Genomic DNA, 15544 nt, shown 5'->3' with positions numbered 1-15544 from the left:
AGGATCGGGGAGATGACGACGACAACACGGCGCAGGGTAGGGATCGCCGGCGCGCTCGTCGGCGCGGCGTCCGCCGGTGTCGCGGCGGCGGCGCTGGCCAAGCGCTACGCGGTCGGCCGGATCAGGCTGCGCCCCGACACCGAGGCCAGCGAGCCGTTCGGCGAGCTGCGAGGCAGGGAGCGCACGCTCGTCACCTCCGACGGGGTGGCGCTGCATGTGGAGATCGACGGTCCCGAGGAGCGAAGGAGCTCGGGGGGAGAGAGCGAGAGCAACGATGCCAACGAGCCCCGAAGCGGTCGCGACCATGAGCACGCCGCGCCGCTGACGATCGTGCTCTGTCACGGCTACTGCCTCAGCCTGGAGTCCTGGCACTACCAGCGCAAGGACCTGCGCGAGAACTACCGCGTCGTCCTGTGGGACCAGCGCTCGCACGGCCGCTCCCAGCGTGCCGGCGCCGACGACAGCACGATCGACCGGCTGGGTGAGGACCTCGCCGAGGTGATCGAGGAGTTCGTGCCGGGCCCGTGCGTGCTGGTCGGCCATTCCATGGGCGGCATGACGATCATGGCGCTCGCCGACCGCTATCCGGATCTGTTCGGCGAGAAGATCCGCGCCGTGGCGCTCATCTCGACCTCGGCGGGCAAGCTGGCCGAGCTGACGCTGGGCCTGCCGGCGATGGTCTCCAAGGTCGTGCACAAGGTCGCGCCGTCCACGGTCTCGATGTTGGGCAAGCGAGGCTCGCTGGTCGACAGGACCCGCAGCGCCGGCAGCGACATCGCCTTCCTGATCACCCGCTTCATCGGCTTCGGCGACTCCAAGAACATCAGTCCCACCGTCGTCGACTTCGCCGAGTCCATGATCAGGGCGACGCCGACCGAGGTGGTCGCCGACTTCTACCCGGCGCTGATGAACCACGACAAGCTGTCCGCGCTGCACGTGCTCGACCCGGTGCCGACCGCGATCGTGGTCGGCGACCGGGACTGGCTGACCCCGCCCGATCACAGCAAGGCCATGGCCGCCGCGCTGCCTAAAGCCCAGCTGACGGAGGTGCCCGACACCTCCCATTTGATCCAGCTCGAACGCCCCGGCGTCGTCAACGACGCGCTGCGCGACCTGGTCAAGCGGGTGGAGGACGAGTGAGGGCGGCGAGCGCCGAGGACATGCGCGCGTACGGCGCCCGCCTGGCCGCGTTCCTGCGCGCCGGCGACCTGGTCGTGCTGTCCGGGCCGCTCGGCGCCGGCAAGACCACGCTCGTGCAGGGGCTCGCCGAAGGACTCAAAGTACGCGGGCCCATCACCTCGCCCACGTTCGTGATCGCCCGGGTGCACCCGTCGCTGCATCAGGGCCCGCCGCTGGTGCACGCCGACGCCTACCGGCTGGGCGGCGACCTGGAAGTGGACGACCTGGACCTGGACGCCTCGCTGGATGAGTCCGTCACGGTCGTCGAATGGGGCGAAGGCCTGGTCGAGGGCCTGTCCGAGGACCGGCTGGAGGTCCACATCGACCGCGAGGCCGGCGACGAGGTCAGGATCGTGACGTTGCGCGCCGTGGGCCCGCGATGGGCCGACACGCCGTTTGATCGGCTAGAAGATTAAAATCGCGATCAATCCCCGGCAAAGCTGGCACTCTTGACGTACCGGGCCGATGATGTAAATCATGATCGTTGGCTAGGGATTCGCCCAGATTTTCTGGGTATCAGGAGGGGCGACATCCACATTTTGGGTGGATGCTGGTGGCAAGACGGCAAAGTGGGGTGCGGCCGGTGCTCAGGGTCAGGCGAGTCGCGTACGCGGGAGCCATCGTCATGGTCGGTCTGACGACCGGCTGCACGGCCTCGGCCGAAACCACCCCCACCCCCACAGCCACACCGACACCCACAGCCACCGGCACGGCCACCACCCCGGGTGGGACCCCCACAGCCACCCCGACCTCGGCCAGCCCGCGACCGAGCGTCACCCGGCCCACCATCCAGGTCCAGCTCAACCCCGACCGTGTCACGGCCGGCCAGACCTCGACGGTATGGATCCTGGCCAACTGCCCGCTCCCGAGCGGTGGTCCCGCACACACCGGCACCGCCACGTCCACGGCGTTCGTCAGCGGCGCCACGCTCGACCCGGTGCCCTCGGGCGGGAGCTCCCCCACACCGACCGGCGCCGCCGGCGGCTCACCCTGGGTGCGCGGCTCGGCGCAGGTCGGGGGAACGGTCAGACGCGGCACGTACACCGTCGACGTCAAGTGTGACGGCACCAACGACATGGGGACGGCCCGGCTGCGGGTCGTCTCGGGCGAGGCGCTGCCGACCAACGTGCCGACCAAGGCGCCCAGGGCCGGCGGCGGCGGCACGTACGCGCAGGACGTCAGTGACGAGTCCTCGATCCCGCTCGGCCCCGCGGGCGTGCTGATCGCCCTGGCCCTGGCCGGCGGCATCGCCTTCGCGGTCAAGCGGCGTAACCGGGCATAACACGATGGCCCGCCCAGGACGGGTGGTGCTCGCCGGGGCCGTGACGGGCCTGCTGCTGTTCGCGTTCGGCAGGGGCATGCAGCAGACCGACTCCACTCCCGTCGCGAACGTCGTACCCAAGAGCATCGACATCCCCTCCATCGACGTCGAGGCCCCGCTGATGAAGCTCGGCCTGGAGAAGAACGGCGACGTCGAGCTGCCTCCATACGAGAAGCCCAAGCTGGCCGGCTGGTACTCGGGCAGCGCGGTGCCCGGCGAGAAGGGCGCCTCGGTGATCATCGGCCACGTGGACACCAAGACCGCGCCGGCCGTGTTCTACAAGCTCAGGCAGTTACGCAAGGGCGAGACCGTGAAGGTCGAGCGCAGCGACGGCAAGACCGTGACGTACAAGGTCGATTCGATCGAGCAGGTGCACAAGGACAGCTTCCCGATCAGGCGCGTGTACGTCGAGGACGGGCTCAAGCTGGTGACCTGCGGCGGCAAGTTCGACTACGCCAAGGGCGAATACCTGGACAACATCATCGTCTACGCTTCGCAGGTATGAGCCACCCTCCCGCGGCCGGCACGCGCGTGCCCTGGCAGGAGGCGCACCCGCCGGTCCCGAGCCGAACCCCGACACCGTCCGCCTCTACCGCTCCGAGCTCAAGATCGCCGCAGCGCTGCCCGCGTCCGTTCCCGCGCCCCGGCTGCTGACCGGGTTCGAGCTGGAGGGCTGGGTGGCGCTGGTCTTCGAGGACGTCGAGGGCGATCACCCGGAGTTGCCGTGGCGGCGCGACCAGCTCGACCGGGTGCTGGAGGCCGTGGGCAGAATGTCGGCCGCGCTCACCCCAACCCCCATCGACGCGCCGCCGATCGGCGAGGTCCTGGGGTCGGACTTGCACGGCTGGCGCAAACTGATGGCGGAGGACACCAGCGGGCTCGACCCTTGGGCGCTCGGCCACCTCGAGGAGTTGGCCGAGCTGGAGTCCGGCTGGGAGGCGGCCGCGGCGGGTGACACGCTGGTCCACGCCGACCTGCGAGCCGACAACATCCTGCTCACCGACGAGCGGGTCTACGTCGTGGACTGGCCGTGGGCGTGCGTCGGCCCGCAGTGGTTCGACCGGGTGGGCATGCTGCCGTCGGTCGGCATGCAGGGCGGGCCGCCGCCGCATGAGCTGTTCACCGACCCCGACCCGGCCGTGACCGCCGTCGTCGCCGCGATGGCGGGATACTTCGTGCGGCAGGCCCGACAGCCTGACCCGCCGGGGCTGCCGACGGTGCGGGAGTTCCAGCGGGCGCAGGGCGTGGTCGCGCTCGACTGGCTGCGGCGGCGTACCGGCTGGGACTGACGATACGGCCGGTTGAGACGGCTCCTGCAGGTAGGCTAAACAGTCGTGCTGGTCCTGGCCTTTGATACCGCGACGCCTGCCGTCACCGCCGCGCTCCACGACGGGGAGCGCGTGCTCGCCGAGTCCACGACGATCGACGCCCGGCGCCACGGCGAGCTGCTCGTCCCCACCATCGAGCGGGTGCTGGGCGAGGCGCGCGCGACACTGCGCGACGTGACGGCCATCGTGGCGGGCAGCGGCCCGGGGCCCTACACCGGGCTGCGCGTCGGGCTGATGACCGCTCAGGGGCTCGCCACAACGCTGGGCGTGCCCGCGTACGGCATGTGCACGCTCGACGCGGTCGCCTACGGCAGCGGGCTCGCCGAGCCGTTCCTGGTGGCCACCGACGCGCGGCGCAAAGAGGTGTTCTGGGCCCGCTACGCGGACATGCGCACCAGGCTCGACGGGCCGTTCGTGGAGCGGCCCGCGCAGGTGCCGGCGGAGGGGCTGTCGGTGGTGGGAGCCGGTGCCGAGCTCTATCCCGAGGCTTTCGGGCAGAGCGCCGGTCCGCCGTACCCGTACGCCGGGGCCCTGGCGTCCCTCGCGGCCGAGCGGCTCGCGGAGGGCACTCCGCTCGACCCGCCCCGCCCGATCTATCTACGCCGGCCCGACGCCGTGGTGCCAGGGGCGCCCAAGAGGGTGACGGCGTGAAGCTCCGGCCGATGACCGAGGCCGACCTGCCGGCCGTCATGGAGATCGAGCGGGCCACGTTTCCGCTCGACGCGTGGAGCGAGAGCATGATGCGCGGCGAGCTGGCCGACATGCCGCGCTCACGCCACTACGTGGTGGCGCTGGTCGATGACGAGATCGTCGCCTACGCCGGGCTCGCCGCCGCGGCCGACCAGGCCGACGTGCAGACCATCGCGGTGCTGGAGAAGCACCAGGGCACCGGCATCGGCAGCGCGATGCTGACCGAGCTGCTGGCCGAGGCGAGCCGCAGGGGAGCGCGGGAGATCTTCCTCGAAGTACGCGCCGACAACCCGCGCGCACAGGCCGTCTACCGGCATTTCGGTTTCGAGGAGATCGGCACCCGCCGCCGCTACTACGACGACGGCACCGATGCGATCATGATGAGAAGGAACCTGGATGGCTGACGAACCACTGGTCCTGGGCATCGAGACGTCCTGTGACGAGACCGGCATCGGCATCGTCAGGGGCCACACGCTGCTGGCCAACACCATTGCCTCCAGCATGGAGGAGCACGCCAGGTTCGGCGGCGTGGTGCCCGAGGTCGCCTCCCGCGCCCATCTGGAAGCCATGACGCCGACCGTGGAGGCCGCGCTGGCCGCCTCCGGGCTCAAGCTCACCGACCTCGACGCCATCGCCGTCACGGCCGGTCCTGGGCTGGCGGGCGCGCTGCTGGTCGGGGTCGCGGCGGCCAAATCCTACGCGTTCGGCCTCGGCGTCCCGCTCTACGGCGTCAACCACCTGGCCGCCCATGTCGCCGTCGACCAGCTGGAGCACGGCCCGCTGCCCAAGCCGTGCATCGCCATGCTGGTCTCCGGCGGTCATTCGTCGCTGCTGCTCGTGCCTGACGTGGCCGAGGACGTGATCTCGCTCGGTTCCACCGTGGACGACGCGGCCGGGGAGGCGTTCGACAAGGTGGCGCGGGTGCTGGGACTGCCGTTCCCCGGCGGCCCGCACATCGACCGGGCCGCCCGCGAGGGCTCCGGCACGGCGATCGCCTTCCCGCGCGGCAAGATCGACGACGGCACGCTCGACTTCTCCTTCTCCGGGCTCAAGACGGCCGTGGCTCGCTGGATCGAGGCCCGCGAAAGGGCGGGCGCGTCCATCCACGTGCCGGACGTGGCCGCCTCCTTCCAGGAGGCCGTGGTGGACGTGCTGACCCGCAAGGCGCTGCAGGCGTGCCGGAAGTACGACGTGGCGGACCTGCTGATCGGGGGCGGCGTGGCGGCCAACTCCCGGCTGCGGGCGCTGGCCCAGGAGCGGTGCGACGCGGCCGGAGTGCGGCTGCGGGTGCCCCGTCCCGGGCTGTGCACCGACAACGGGGCCATGGTCGCGGCGCTGGGCTCTGACCTGGTCGTGGCCGGTGTCGCGCCGTCGAGCCTGGAGATCCCGGCTGACTCCTCCCTGCCGATCACCACGGTCCACGTCTGACGCCCGCACGCCCAGGGCGCGCGAGCGCAGACCGGCACTCAGTCCTTGGACCTGCTGGGGCGCAGCAGCGCCTCGGCCAGGACCAGCATCGTCTCCTCCAGGGCGCTCAGGCGCTTGGTGAGGTCGGTGGCCGCGGGCTCGACGATGCCGGTGACCGTCTGGGCCAGCTCGTCGCGGTCGGGACGGGACCTGACGAGGTCGGTCAGCGTGTCGGCGGCCGCGGCCAGGCGTGCGGCCTGCTCGCCTGCCTGCGACTGCAGCTCGGAGCCCAGGGCCGCGGGGAGCCGCCCCACACGCTGGTTGACGGCCTCGATGCGGTCGTCCACCGCCTCCAGATGAGCGCCGGCCTGCTCGGCGCGGGTGGCCAGGCCGTTCATGTGGGTGGCGAGGCCGTTGAAGCGGGTGTCGAGCCCGCTGAGGTGGCCGTCGATCGCGTCGAAGCGGTCGCTCAGGTGCTCCTCGGCCTCGCTGAGCCGCTCGTCCATGGCGTCCATCTGGCTGTCGAGCCGGTTGAAGCGGCCCTCGTTGCGCGTGGCGGTCTCGCCCAGGCGCTGGTCGGTGGCGGCCACGCGCTCGTCCAGCGCGGTGAAGCGGGTGTCGATGCGTACGTCGAGCCTGTCGAAACGGTCATCGTGCCTGCCCAGGTGGCCGTCCATGGTGCCCAGCCGCTCGTCCACCGCGCCGAGCCGGCCGTCCATGCCCCCGAGCCGCTTGTCGACGCCGCCCATCCTGCCGTCGAGGCCGTCGAGCCTGGCGTCGATGTCGGCCAGGCACTCGTCGGCGGACTCCAGCCGGCCGTCGAACCCCGTGAGCTTGGTGTCGAACCCCGTGAGCTTGGTGTCGAACCCTGTGAGCTTGGTGTCGAGCCCGTGCAACCTTCCCTCGACCCGATCGAGCCTGGAGTCCACGCCGTCGAGCCTGGCCGTCAGGCGCTGCTCGCTCTCGCCGAGTTGCACGGCCAGGCGTTGCTCGCTCTCGCCGAGCTGCACGGCCAGGTGCTGGTCGGTCTCGTCGAGCCGGGTGGTGAGGCGCTGCTCGACGTCGGTCAGGCGGTCGTTGAGCTGCGCGTCGGCCTCCTTGAGGCGTGCGGTGAGCCGCTCGTCCGCCGCGTCGAGCCGGCCGGACAGCCGCTCGTCCGCCGCGTCGAGGCGGCCTGACAGCTGCTGGTCCGCCTCCTCGAGCCGGGCGGACAGGTGCCGGTGGCTCTCCTCCAACCGGGCCGTGAGCCGCTCGTCGGTCTCGTCGAGCTTGGTGGTGAGGCGGCGGTCGGCCTCGTCCAGTTTGGTGGTCAGGCGGTGGTGGGTGTCGTCGAGCCTGAGGGTGAGGCTCTGGTCGGTCTCGTCCAGCCGGGAGGTCAGGTGCTCGCCGGTCGCCTCCAGGCGGGTCGTCAGGCGCTGCTCGGCCGCGTCTACCTTGCCGGCCAATTGCTCGACCGCGCCGGCCAGCCGATCGTTGACGTCCTCGGACAGCGCGCCGACCGCCGACTCCACCCGGTCGGTCCGAGTGACGAGCTCGGCCACCGACTTGTCGAGTCTGGTGAAGCGGCTGGCGGCGGCTTCCATGCTGGCGTTGAGGCCGGCCAGCAGTGTGGCGAAATCGGACATGCCCTTGGTGATGCCATCGGTGGTGTCGAGCACGGACTGCAGGCGTTGGCCCACGCGCTCGTCGACGGCGTCGACGTGGTCGCGCACCGCCTCCACGTGCTGGGCCAGGCCCTCCGCCCACATCGGCGGCTTGATGGTGATGTCCTCCAGCCGCCCGTTGACCGACTCCAGGGTGCCGCTCAGACCGCCCAGCTCGCGCTCGCGTACCTCGCGAAGCAGCCACTCCATGCCCTCGAGCCGCTGGCGGATCTCGTCGAGCACGGCGCCCTGCGTGCGCTGCTCGTAGACGTGATCCTGGGCGGCGCGCTGGAGCAGGTCGCGCATCCTTTCGGAGATGGGGGAGTGGCCTCCTGCCTGAAGAAGAAGGGTGGTGTGATTGGAATTGTCCACCGAAAGGCTCCTTCGCGTCGCCGACGGTCTGCCGCGCAGCGGTGGGGTAGGTCCGGTTTGCAGATGAAAAGGCGAGAACGCGGGTAACCGCATTCGGGGGAGAACTCCCGCCCGTCCACCTTAGCCTTTCGATCAAGGTCCGTCAGGGCTGAAATTGAAAGATCGCGGTTAACGCAAGAATGGCCGGTTTCCCTGTTCAGGCAGGTGGGGAGGTGTCGCAGATGAGGGCATATGGCCGCGCCATGATCCGCGTCAAGATGATTACTGCCGACTTTTCCCCATTGAGTCGCAGATCTTGGCGCAGGCGCTCGATGTCGAGGGCGGAGGCGCGTTTTTTGATGGTGACATTTCCAATTTGCCGTTCACGGAGGGCCGCACGTAGCTTTTTCAGCGAGAACGGCATGATGTCCTCGACTTCGTATCTCGAGGCCCATGGGGTGTCCACCGGCTCGTCGGCCGCGATGTACGCCACCAGCGGATCGAGCAGGCGGCCGCCGACCAGCTCAGCCACTTCGCCCACGAGGTGAGCCCGGATGGCGGCGCCGTCAGGCTCGTAGATGTAGCGTCCCATCGCGCCGACCGGGGCCCTGACGTCGGCGGAGGTCAGGGTGTGACCGCCGGGCAGCAGCGTGGCGCGGCGGGTCGGCCGCTCCCCGGTCCCGGTCCAGAGGCTGGCCTCCTTGACCTCGCGCTTGTACGAGACCCACTCGGCCTCGGCCTGCGCCGGGATGAACTCGTACGGGATGCCCGGTGCGACCTTGAGGCAGGCCCGCTCGGCCCTGGAGACCAGGCCGAGCACCACGGGCCAGGGCGGCGAGTAAGCCAGGGGGTCGAACGTCCTGCCCCGGCTCGTCCGCCGTGCCGGGTCGGCGAACAGCACGTCGTAGTCCTCCGGCCGGACGGCGGCCGCATCCCCAATGGTCACCGTCACCCGGTCGGCCAGCCCGAGCGCCTCGGCGTTGGCTCTGGCCACGGCGACCGTCAGGGGGTCGATGTCCACGGCCGTCACCGTGCAGCCGGCGCGGGCCAGTGCCAGGAAGTCGCCGCCGATGCCGCAGCAGGCGTCGACGACCGAGGCCCCGGCCAGGCGGCGGGCGCGGTGCTCCGCCACCTCCGCCCGTGTGGACTGCTCCAGGCCATGGTGCGTGAAGTACATCCCCCGGGCGTCCTCGCCGAATTTGGCCTTGGCGCGTTCTCGCAGGCCGGCCTGGGTCAGCGCGGCCGAGGTGAGGGGGGCGTCGTACGTTTTGCGCAGCTTCGTGGCGGCGGCGACCGGGTCCGCGCCGGTGAGCTCACCGGCCTCGGCCAGCGCCCGTTGGCCGCGCGTCGTCAGCAGCTCGTTGAACGCGTCGAGGTCCACGTCACACGACGTTATCGCGCCCTCGAGACCCCTCGAGACGGCTCCCGCGACCTCGGGGCGCGGCCATGTCACACGGGTGCGGTGTCGCCGAGGGAGAGGAGGAGCTTGCGGAGAAGGCCGGCCAGGGCGTCGCGGTCGGGGGCGGAGAGCCCGGACAGCAGGTGGTCCTCGTTGGCCGTGTGCCGCTCCAGCAGGTCGTTGGCCACCCGCCGCCCCTCGTCCGTCAGCGTGACCAGCGTCATCCTGCGGTTGTCCGGCGCCGGCCGGCGCTCCACCAGGCCGCGCTCCACCAGGCGGTCCATTCGGTTGGTGAGCGCGCCCGGGCTGATCATGGCGGCCGCCGACACGTCCTTCATGCACATGGTGGCGTCATCGCCGCTCCTGAGCAGCGTGGTCAGCATGTCGAACTCCCACGCCTCCAGCCCGTGCTCGGCCAGGAACTCCTTGACCCCCCGCTCCAGCAGCCGTGACGCCCGCGACACCCGGCCGATCACACCCAGCGGGGACACGTCGACGTCGGGCCGGGCGCACGCCCACTGTCCGAGCATCGCGTCGACCACGTCGTCCATGCGGCTAATCGTACGACATTGAAATGTTTGACGGCGTGTTATACCTTCTGCGTGGAAATGTTCAATGTCGAAATTTTTGAGGTGGGACAATGAAGGTGCTGGTCGCTGGGGCAACGGGCTACATCGGCGCGGCCGTGGTGGAGCGGCTGATCGAGCGGGGTCATGAGGTGGCGGCGTTCGTACGGCCCGCGGCCGGCGGAGCCAGACGGGTGCCGGCCGCGGCCGAGGAGCGGCACGGAGACCTGGCGGACGCCTTGACCCTGCAGGCCGCGATCACCCCCGACATCGACGCGATCGTGCACGCGGGCCAGTTGACCGGCGAGCAGGGCACCGACCTGGCGACCATCGCCGCTCTGGCCGGGTCGGGCAAGAGGGTCGTCTATGTGAGCGGCGTTTGGGTGCTCGGCGAGACCGACGGCGCGGACGAGGACAGCCCGGCGAATCCGATTCCGCTCGTGGCGTACCGGCACGAGGTGGAGCGGCTGATACTCGACGGCGGCGGCTCCGTGGTGCGCCCCGGCGTCGTGCACGGGCGCGGCGCGGGCATCCCGGCGCTGCTGCGCGGCCAGGCCGCCCAGCGCGGGACCGGCGTGTACGTCTCGGCCGGCGGCGAGGCGCCGACGTGGACGTTCGTGCACGTGGATGACCTGGCCGAGCTGATCGTGACCGCGGTCGAGAAGGGCGTGGCGACCGTCTACCACGCCGTCAGCGAGGAGGCCGTGCCCGTGGCCGCCGTGGCCGAGGCGGCGGCCAGGTCGGCCGGCGTCAAGGAGGCGGCCGAGCCCTGGCCGCTCGAGGAGGCCGCCGAGCTGCTCGGGGAGGGCTTCGCGCACGCGCTGTCGATCAGCCAGCGGGTCGGCGCGGCGCGCACCCGCCAGGCCCTCGGCTGGAGCCCCGTCCGGCCCGGCATCCTGGCCGACCTCACGCGGGGTTCGTACGCCGAATGAGGCCTGATCGCTCTGAGCAGACGCGTTCGTGTTGACTGTCAAGCCCCTCTTGCATATGTTTCCTGTTGGCACTCTCACCTTGAGAGTGCCAACGTGCGACGAGGCAGGTCTGACACCCGCGACGGCAGGCCCAGCTGGTCGCCTCTTCTAGATCATTCATATCTGAAGGGGAGGTCCGATCGTGACGACCGCCACTAAGGTTCCCGTTAAGCCGCTCGGCGACCGCATCGTGGTTCAGCCGCTTGAGGCTGAGCAGACGACCGCTTCCGGTCTGGTCATTCCAGACACCGCCAAGGAGAAGCCGCAGGAGGGCAAGGTCCTCGCGGTGGGCCCTGGCAACTGGGACGAGGACGGAGACAAGCGGATTCCGCTCGACGTCTCGGAGGGCGACATCGTCCTCTACAGCAAGTACGGCGGCACCGAGGTCAAGTACGGCGGCGAGGAGTACCTCGTGCTCTCCGCCCGCGATGTTCTCGCGATCATCGAGAAGTAAGCCGGATGTGTCGAGCCCCGGGCGCTCTTCAGGGCGACCGGGGCTTTCGACGCTAGGAGAGGACTTTCAGCAATGGCGAAGATCCTGGAGTTCGACGAGGACGCCCGCCGCGCGCTTGAGCGCGGCGTCAACGCCCTCGCGGACGCCGTGAAGGTAACCCTCGGCCCGCGTGGCCGCAACGTCGTCATCGACAAGAAGTTCGGTGCGCCGACGATCACGAACGATGGTGTGACCATCGCTCGTGAGATCGAGCTGGAGGAGCGTTACGAAAACCTCGGCGCCCAGCTCGCCAAGGAAGTGGCGACCAAGACCAACGACATCGCGGGTGACGGCACCACCACCGCGACCGTCCTGGCCCAGGCCATGGTCCGCGAGGGCCTGCGCAACGTCGCCGCCGGCGCCTCGCCGCTGTCGCTCAAGCGCGGCATCGACAAGGCCGCCAAGGAGATGAGCGACAAGCTGCTCGCCAGCGCCCGCCCGGTCGAGGACAAGAAGGAGATCGCGAATGTCGCCACGATCTCCGCTCAGGACGCGCAGATCGGCGACCTGATCGCCGAGGCGTTCGACAAGGTGGGCAAGGACGGTGTCCTCACCGTCGAAGAGTCCAACGCCATGGGCATGGAGCTCGAGTTCACCGAGGGCATGCAGTTCGACAAGGGCTACCTGTCGGCCTACATGGTGACCGACCCCGAGCGGATGGAGTCCGTCCTGGAGGACGCCTACATCCTGCTCACCCAGAGCAAGATCTCCTCCATCGCGGACTTCCTGCCGCTGCTGGAGAAGATCGCCCAGACGAAGAAGCCGCTGCTCGTGGTGGCCGAGGACGTCGAGGGCGAGGCCCTGGCCGTCCTGGTCACCAACAAGATCCGCGGCACGTTCACCTCCGTGGGCGTCAAGGCCCCGAGCTTCGGCGACCGCCGCAAGGCGATGCTGCAGGACATGGCCATCCTCACCGGCGGCCAGGTCGTCAGCGAGGAGGTCGGTCTCAAGCTGGAGCATGTCGGTCTCGAGGTGCTCGGCCAGGCCCGCCGCATCGTGGTTACCAAGGACGCCACGACCATCGTCGACGGCGCCGGTGACCAGCAGGCCATCGAGGACCGCGTCAAGGAGATCAGGCTCGCCATCGAGCAGTCCGACTCCGACTGGGACCGCGAGAAGCTGCAGGAGCGTCTGGCCAAGCTCGCCGGCGGTGTGTGCGTGCTGCGTGTCGGCGCCGCCACCGAGGTCGAGCTCAAGGAGAAGAAGCACCGCCTCGAGGACGCGATCTCCGCGACGCGCGCCGCGATCGAGGAGGGCATCGTCTCCGGCGGTGGCTCCGCGCTCATCCACGTCTCCAAGGACCTCGACGACCTCGGTCTGTCGGGCGACGAGGCCACGGGTGTCGGCGTGGTCCGCCGCGCGCTGGTCGAGCCGGCCCGCTGGATCGCCGAGAACGCCGGTCTCGAGGGCTACGTGGTCACCCACAAGATTGCCGAGCTGCAGCCTGGTCACGGCCTCAACGCCGCGACCGGCGAATACGGCAACCTGCTCGACCAGGGCGTCATCGACCCGGTGAAGGTCACGCGGTCGGCCGTGCAGAACGCGGCCTCGATCGCGGGCATGCTGCTCACCACCGAGGTGCTCGTGGTGGACAAGCCCGAGGAGGAGGCCCCGGCCGCCGGCCAGGGCCACGGTCACGGCCACGGCCACTGACCCGTCCGTCCGTCGTACGGCCCGCGTCCCATGCGCATGGGACGCGGGCCGTACGGCGTTCTACCGGAGCTCCGCGAGGCGTCCGGTCAGGAACTCCCGCTCGGCCTCGTTCGTGGTGAGCTCCAGTGCCTTCCGGTACGCGGCCGACGCCTCCTCGGTGCGGCCGAGCTCGCGCAGCAGGTCCGCCTTGATCGCGGGCAGATACTGGTATCCCGCGAGGCGGGTGTCCTTCTCCAGCTCCTCCACCTCGGCGAGAGCCTGCGCCGGGCCGCAGACGCGGGCCAGGGCCACCGTGCGGTTCAGCGCCACCACCGGGGACGGCCATACCTTCAGCAGCTCGTCGTACAAGGTCACGATCTGCGGCCAGTCCGTCCGGTCGTAAGCCGACGCCTCGGCGTACAGGGACGCGATCGCGGCCTGCAGCACATAGCGCCCCGGCCGCCCGCCGCGCAGGCCGCCCACGATCAGCTCGTGCGCCTCGGCGATCGCGGTCCGGTTCCATCGCGACCGATCCTGCTCCTCCAGCCGCAGCAACCGGCCGCGGGAGTCCACCCTGGTGGCCCGCCGGGCGTCGGTGACCAGCAGCAGGGCGAGCAGCCCCCACACCTCCCGCTCGTCGGGCATCAACTCGCGCAGCATGCGCGCGAGGTGCAGCGCCTGGTCCATCAGGTCCGTACGCATGAGCGACGCGCCCGACGGCGCGGTGTACCCGGTGGTGAAGAGCAGATGGATCACACCGAGCACCCCGCGCAGCCGGTCGGGCAACGCCGCCGCGCCCGGCACCCGGTACGGGATCCTGGCGACCGAGATCTTCTTCTTCGCCCGGGTCAGCCGGGCGGCCATCGTCGTCTCCGGCACCAGGAACGCGCGGGCGATGTCCCCGGTGGACACCCCGCACACCAGCCTGAGGGTGAGCGCCAGCTGCGCCTCTTGCGCCAGCGCCGGGTGGCAGCACATGAAGACCAGGCGCAGCCGCTCGTCCGGCACCGCGTCCTCGGGTCCGTTCATGTCGTCCTCGTCCGCCGGCTCCTCCGGCTCGGGCTCGATCAGCAGCGGCAGCTTCGAGCGGAACACCCGCTCGCGCCGCACCGCGTCCATGGCGCGGCGCCTGGCCGTGGTGGTGAGCCAGGCCGCCGGGTTGTCAGGGATGCCGTCGCGTGCCCAGCCGGTCAGCGCCGCGGCGTACGCTTCCTGCACGCACTCCTCGGCCAGGTCCAGGTCCCCGGCCACGCGCGCCGTGGAAGCGAGGACCAGGGCCCACCGGCGGCGGTGCGCGTCCGCGACCGCCGCTTCGACGTCCGTCATCCCCTGACGAACCCGCTCGCCACGGGCCGCACCTCGACGCCGCCGCCCAGCTGGGTGATGGGATTGCGGCGGGCCATTTCCAGGGCGGCGTCCAGGTCCGGGGCCTCGATCACGCAGATCCCGGCGACGACCTCCTTGGCATCGACGAAAGGCCCGTCCGTGACGGCGTCGCCGCGGATGGAGGTGGCGGTGGTGCTGGGCTGGAGCGCGAACGCCGTGAGCATGGCGTCGCCCAGCTCGTCGGCGTGCCGCTGGTGCGCCTCGCGCTGCTCGGGGGTCAGATCGTCGGCATCGGCGGGGGCCTTTGCGTACAGGAGGATCGCGTACTGGGCCACAGGGGTCTTCCTTTCAGTGGTGGACTTCGTACCTACACCCTTATGTCGGACGGCCGGCCGGAATTCGACAGCTCTGTGCCGAAGGGATTGTCGATGACGTACCGCCAGCGCCCGTCCGGACCGCGACGGGCCACGTCGGTGGCGGTGCCCTCGATGCGTACCGGCTGCCCGTCGCGGTCGGTGCCCTCGATGAGCCAGTCCACGATCAGCAGCGCGATGTCGGCTGTGGCGTAGACGTGCCGGGGCCGGACGCTGATCGGCACCCCGAGACCCACGAACCGCGCGTTGGCCACCTGAGCCTCCGTCCCGGTCAGCGGAGTGCCCGGCTCGGGCACGAACACGGCTCCGCTTTCGTACACCTCGGCCACCGCCGCCGGATCGCCGCTGTTGAACCGCTCCGCGAACACCAGCGGCACGTCCTGCGGGCGCTCGGCGAGTTCTCGCATTCTCAACGCATGTCCTTCCAGAAGGTAGAAGTAGGGGACGCGGCAACGCTAGGAGGCGCCTTCGTGACTCACCAAACGGTTGGTCACCGTCCCACGACCCGCCCGGGCCTGCCCAACGACCCGCGCGCGGCCGTCACCGAACCGACCTCGTCCTGCCCGGTCGAGATCACCCTCGCCGCCCTGCGGGGCCGCTGGACGACTCTGGTGATTCGTGAGCTCCTGCAGGGCGAGCGCACGTTCACCGAACTTCGCCGGGTGCTGCCCGCGCTGTCCGACAAGGTCCTGTCCGATCGGCTGGCCCATCTTGCCGAAGCAGGCGTCGTGGATCGGCGCCGGGAGCCCGGCTGGCCGCCCCGCACTCGCTACAGGCTGACGCCGCACGGCCGCCGCCTCGGCCCCGTCCTCCAAGCCCTCTGGGACTGGGGCGCCACCCAGCAGGAGCCGCCGCTGTAGCCGC

General features: G+C 70.5%; 18 protein-coding genes. 12 read left to right on the top strand and 6 right to left on the bottom strand.

From position 1 onward, the window contains the following. Nucleotides 1-12 precede the first annotated feature (12 nt). From OHA25_RS00690 to tsaD, 8 genes are all read left to right on the top strand, one after another. Nucleotides 13-1140: an alpha/beta fold hydrolase gene (locus OHA25_RS00690; RefSeq protein ID WP_305924435.1), complete on the top strand. Its 1128-nt coding sequence runs from the start codon at nt 13-15 to the stop codon at nt 1138-1140. Beyond that, nucleotides 1137-1595, top strand: coding sequence for a tRNA (adenosine(37)-N6)-threonylcarbamoyltransferase complex ATPase subunit type 1 TsaE (gene tsaE / locus OHA25_RS00685; protein WP_327585732.1), 459 nt, complete (start codon nt 1137-1139; stop codon nt 1593-1595). The genes OHA25_RS00690 and tsaE overlap by 4 nt, the downstream gene beginning before the upstream one ends. Before the next feature lie 137 nt (nt 1596-1732). Beyond that, nucleotides 1733-2461 (top strand): hypothetical protein, encoded by a 729-nt coding sequence (locus OHA25_RS00680; protein ID WP_327585731.1) that lies wholly within the window; start codon nt 1733-1735, stop codon nt 2459-2461. Between the two features lie 4 nt (nt 2462-2465). Next, complete coding sequence (locus OHA25_RS00675) at nt 2466-3005, top strand: class F sortase (RefSeq protein WP_327585730.1); 540 nt, start codon at nt 2466-2468, stop codon at nt 3003-3005. 31 nt (nt 3006-3036) lie between these two features. Beyond that, nucleotides 3037-3789 carry an aminoglycoside phosphotransferase family protein gene (locus tag OHA25_RS00670; RefSeq protein WP_327591220.1) on the top strand — a complete coding sequence of 251 codons (753 nt, stop codon included), beginning with the start codon at nt 3037-3039 and terminating at the stop codon, nt 3787-3789. A 45-nt stretch (nt 3790-3834) separates the two neighbouring features. Then, complete coding sequence (tsaB, locus tag OHA25_RS00665; RefSeq protein ID WP_327585729.1) at nt 3835-4479, top strand: tRNA (adenosine(37)-N6)-threonylcarbamoyltransferase complex dimerization subunit type 1 TsaB; 645 nt, start codon at nt 3835-3837, stop codon at nt 4477-4479. Between the two features lie 11 nt (nt 4480-4490). Continuing rightward, the gene (rimI, locus tag OHA25_RS00660) at nt 4491-4922 is read left to right on the top strand and encodes a ribosomal protein S18-alanine N-acetyltransferase (RefSeq protein ID WP_327591219.1); all 432 of its coding nucleotides are present in this window, start codon (nt 4491-4493) and stop codon (nt 4920-4922) included. Next, nucleotides 4915-5946: a tRNA (adenosine(37)-N6)-threonylcarbamoyltransferase complex transferase subunit TsaD gene (tsaD, locus tag OHA25_RS00655; protein WP_327585728.1), complete on the top strand. Its 1032-nt coding sequence runs from the start codon at nt 4915-4917 to the stop codon at nt 5944-5946. The genes rimI and tsaD overlap by 8 nt, the downstream gene beginning before the upstream one ends. 38 nt (nt 5947-5984) lie before the next feature. Here the strand turns inward: tsaD and OHA25_RS00650 are convergent, their stop codons facing one another. The 3 genes from OHA25_RS00650 to OHA25_RS00640 all read right to left on the bottom strand — a co-directional run bounded on the left by OHA25_RS00650 (nt 5985) and on the right by OHA25_RS00640 (nt 9869). Beyond that, nucleotides 5985-7940 carry a hypothetical protein gene (locus OHA25_RS00650; RefSeq protein ID WP_327585727.1) on the bottom strand — a complete coding sequence of 652 codons (1956 nt, stop codon included), beginning with the start codon at nt 7938-7940 and terminating at the stop codon, nt 5985-5987. 196 nt (nt 7941-8136) lie between these two features. After that, on the bottom strand, nt 8137-9300 hold the full coding sequence (locus tag OHA25_RS00645) for a class I SAM-dependent methyltransferase (protein WP_327585726.1): 1164 nt from the start codon (nt 9298-9300) through the stop codon (nt 8137-8139). Between the two features lie 68 nt (nt 9301-9368). After that, a complete protein-coding gene (locus OHA25_RS00640) occupies nt 9369-9869 on the bottom strand; it encodes a MarR family winged helix-turn-helix transcriptional regulator (protein ID WP_327585725.1) in 501 nt (166 codons plus the stop codon). Between the two features lie 89 nt (nt 9870-9958). Here OHA25_RS00640 and OHA25_RS00635 point away from each other — a divergent pair, with 89 nt between their 5' ends. The 3 genes from OHA25_RS00635 (at nt 9959) to groL (ending at nt 13001) form a co-directional block, all read left to right on the top strand. Then, a complete protein-coding gene (locus tag OHA25_RS00635) occupies nt 9959-10816 on the top strand; it encodes an NAD-dependent epimerase/dehydratase family protein (protein ID WP_327585724.1) in 858 nt (285 codons plus the stop codon). Between the two features lie 181 nt (nt 10817-10997). Continuing rightward, nucleotides 10998-11309, top strand: a complete 312-nt coding sequence (groES, locus tag OHA25_RS00630; protein ID WP_043623565.1) for a co-chaperone GroES — start codon at nt 10998-11000, stop codon at nt 11307-11309. A gap of 72 nt (nt 11310-11381) precedes the next feature. After that, entirely contained in the window at nt 11382-13001 is a 1620-nt protein-coding gene (gene groL / locus OHA25_RS00625; protein ID WP_327585723.1) for a chaperonin GroEL, read from the top strand. 60 nt (nt 13002-13061) lie between these two features. Here the strand turns inward: groL and OHA25_RS00620 are convergent, their stop codons facing one another. The 3 genes from OHA25_RS00620 to OHA25_RS00610 are packed head-to-tail and all read right to left on the bottom strand — an operon-like array spanning nt 13062 to nt 15087. After that, nucleotides 13062-14306, bottom strand: coding sequence for an RNA polymerase sigma factor (locus OHA25_RS00620; RefSeq protein WP_327585722.1), 1245 nt, complete (start codon nt 14304-14306; stop codon nt 13062-13064). Continuing rightward, the gene (locus OHA25_RS00615; protein WP_327585721.1) at nt 14303-14641 is read right to left on the bottom strand and encodes a YciI family protein; all 339 of its coding nucleotides are present in this window, start codon (nt 14639-14641) and stop codon (nt 14303-14305) included. The genes OHA25_RS00620 and OHA25_RS00615 overlap by 4 nt, the downstream gene beginning before the upstream one ends. Before the next feature lie 32 nt (nt 14642-14673). Next, nucleotides 14674-15087, bottom strand: a complete 414-nt coding sequence (locus tag OHA25_RS00610; protein WP_327591218.1) for a YybH family protein — start codon at nt 15085-15087, stop codon at nt 14674-14676. A gap of 63 nt (nt 15088-15150) precedes the next feature. Between OHA25_RS00610 and OHA25_RS00605 the strand changes: the two genes are divergently transcribed. Next, complete coding sequence (locus tag OHA25_RS00605) at nt 15151-15540, top strand: winged helix-turn-helix transcriptional regulator (RefSeq protein ID WP_327585720.1); 390 nt, start codon at nt 15151-15153, stop codon at nt 15538-15540. The last annotated feature ends 4 nt before the right edge of the window (nt 15541-15544 follow it).

It is taken from the genome of Nonomuraea sp. NBC_00507 (assembly GCF_036013525.1).
Taxonomy (GTDB): domain Bacteria; phylum Actinomycetota; class Actinomycetes; order Streptosporangiales; family Streptosporangiaceae; genus Nonomuraea.
This window is presented reverse-complemented; position numbering and strand designations above follow the sequence as displayed.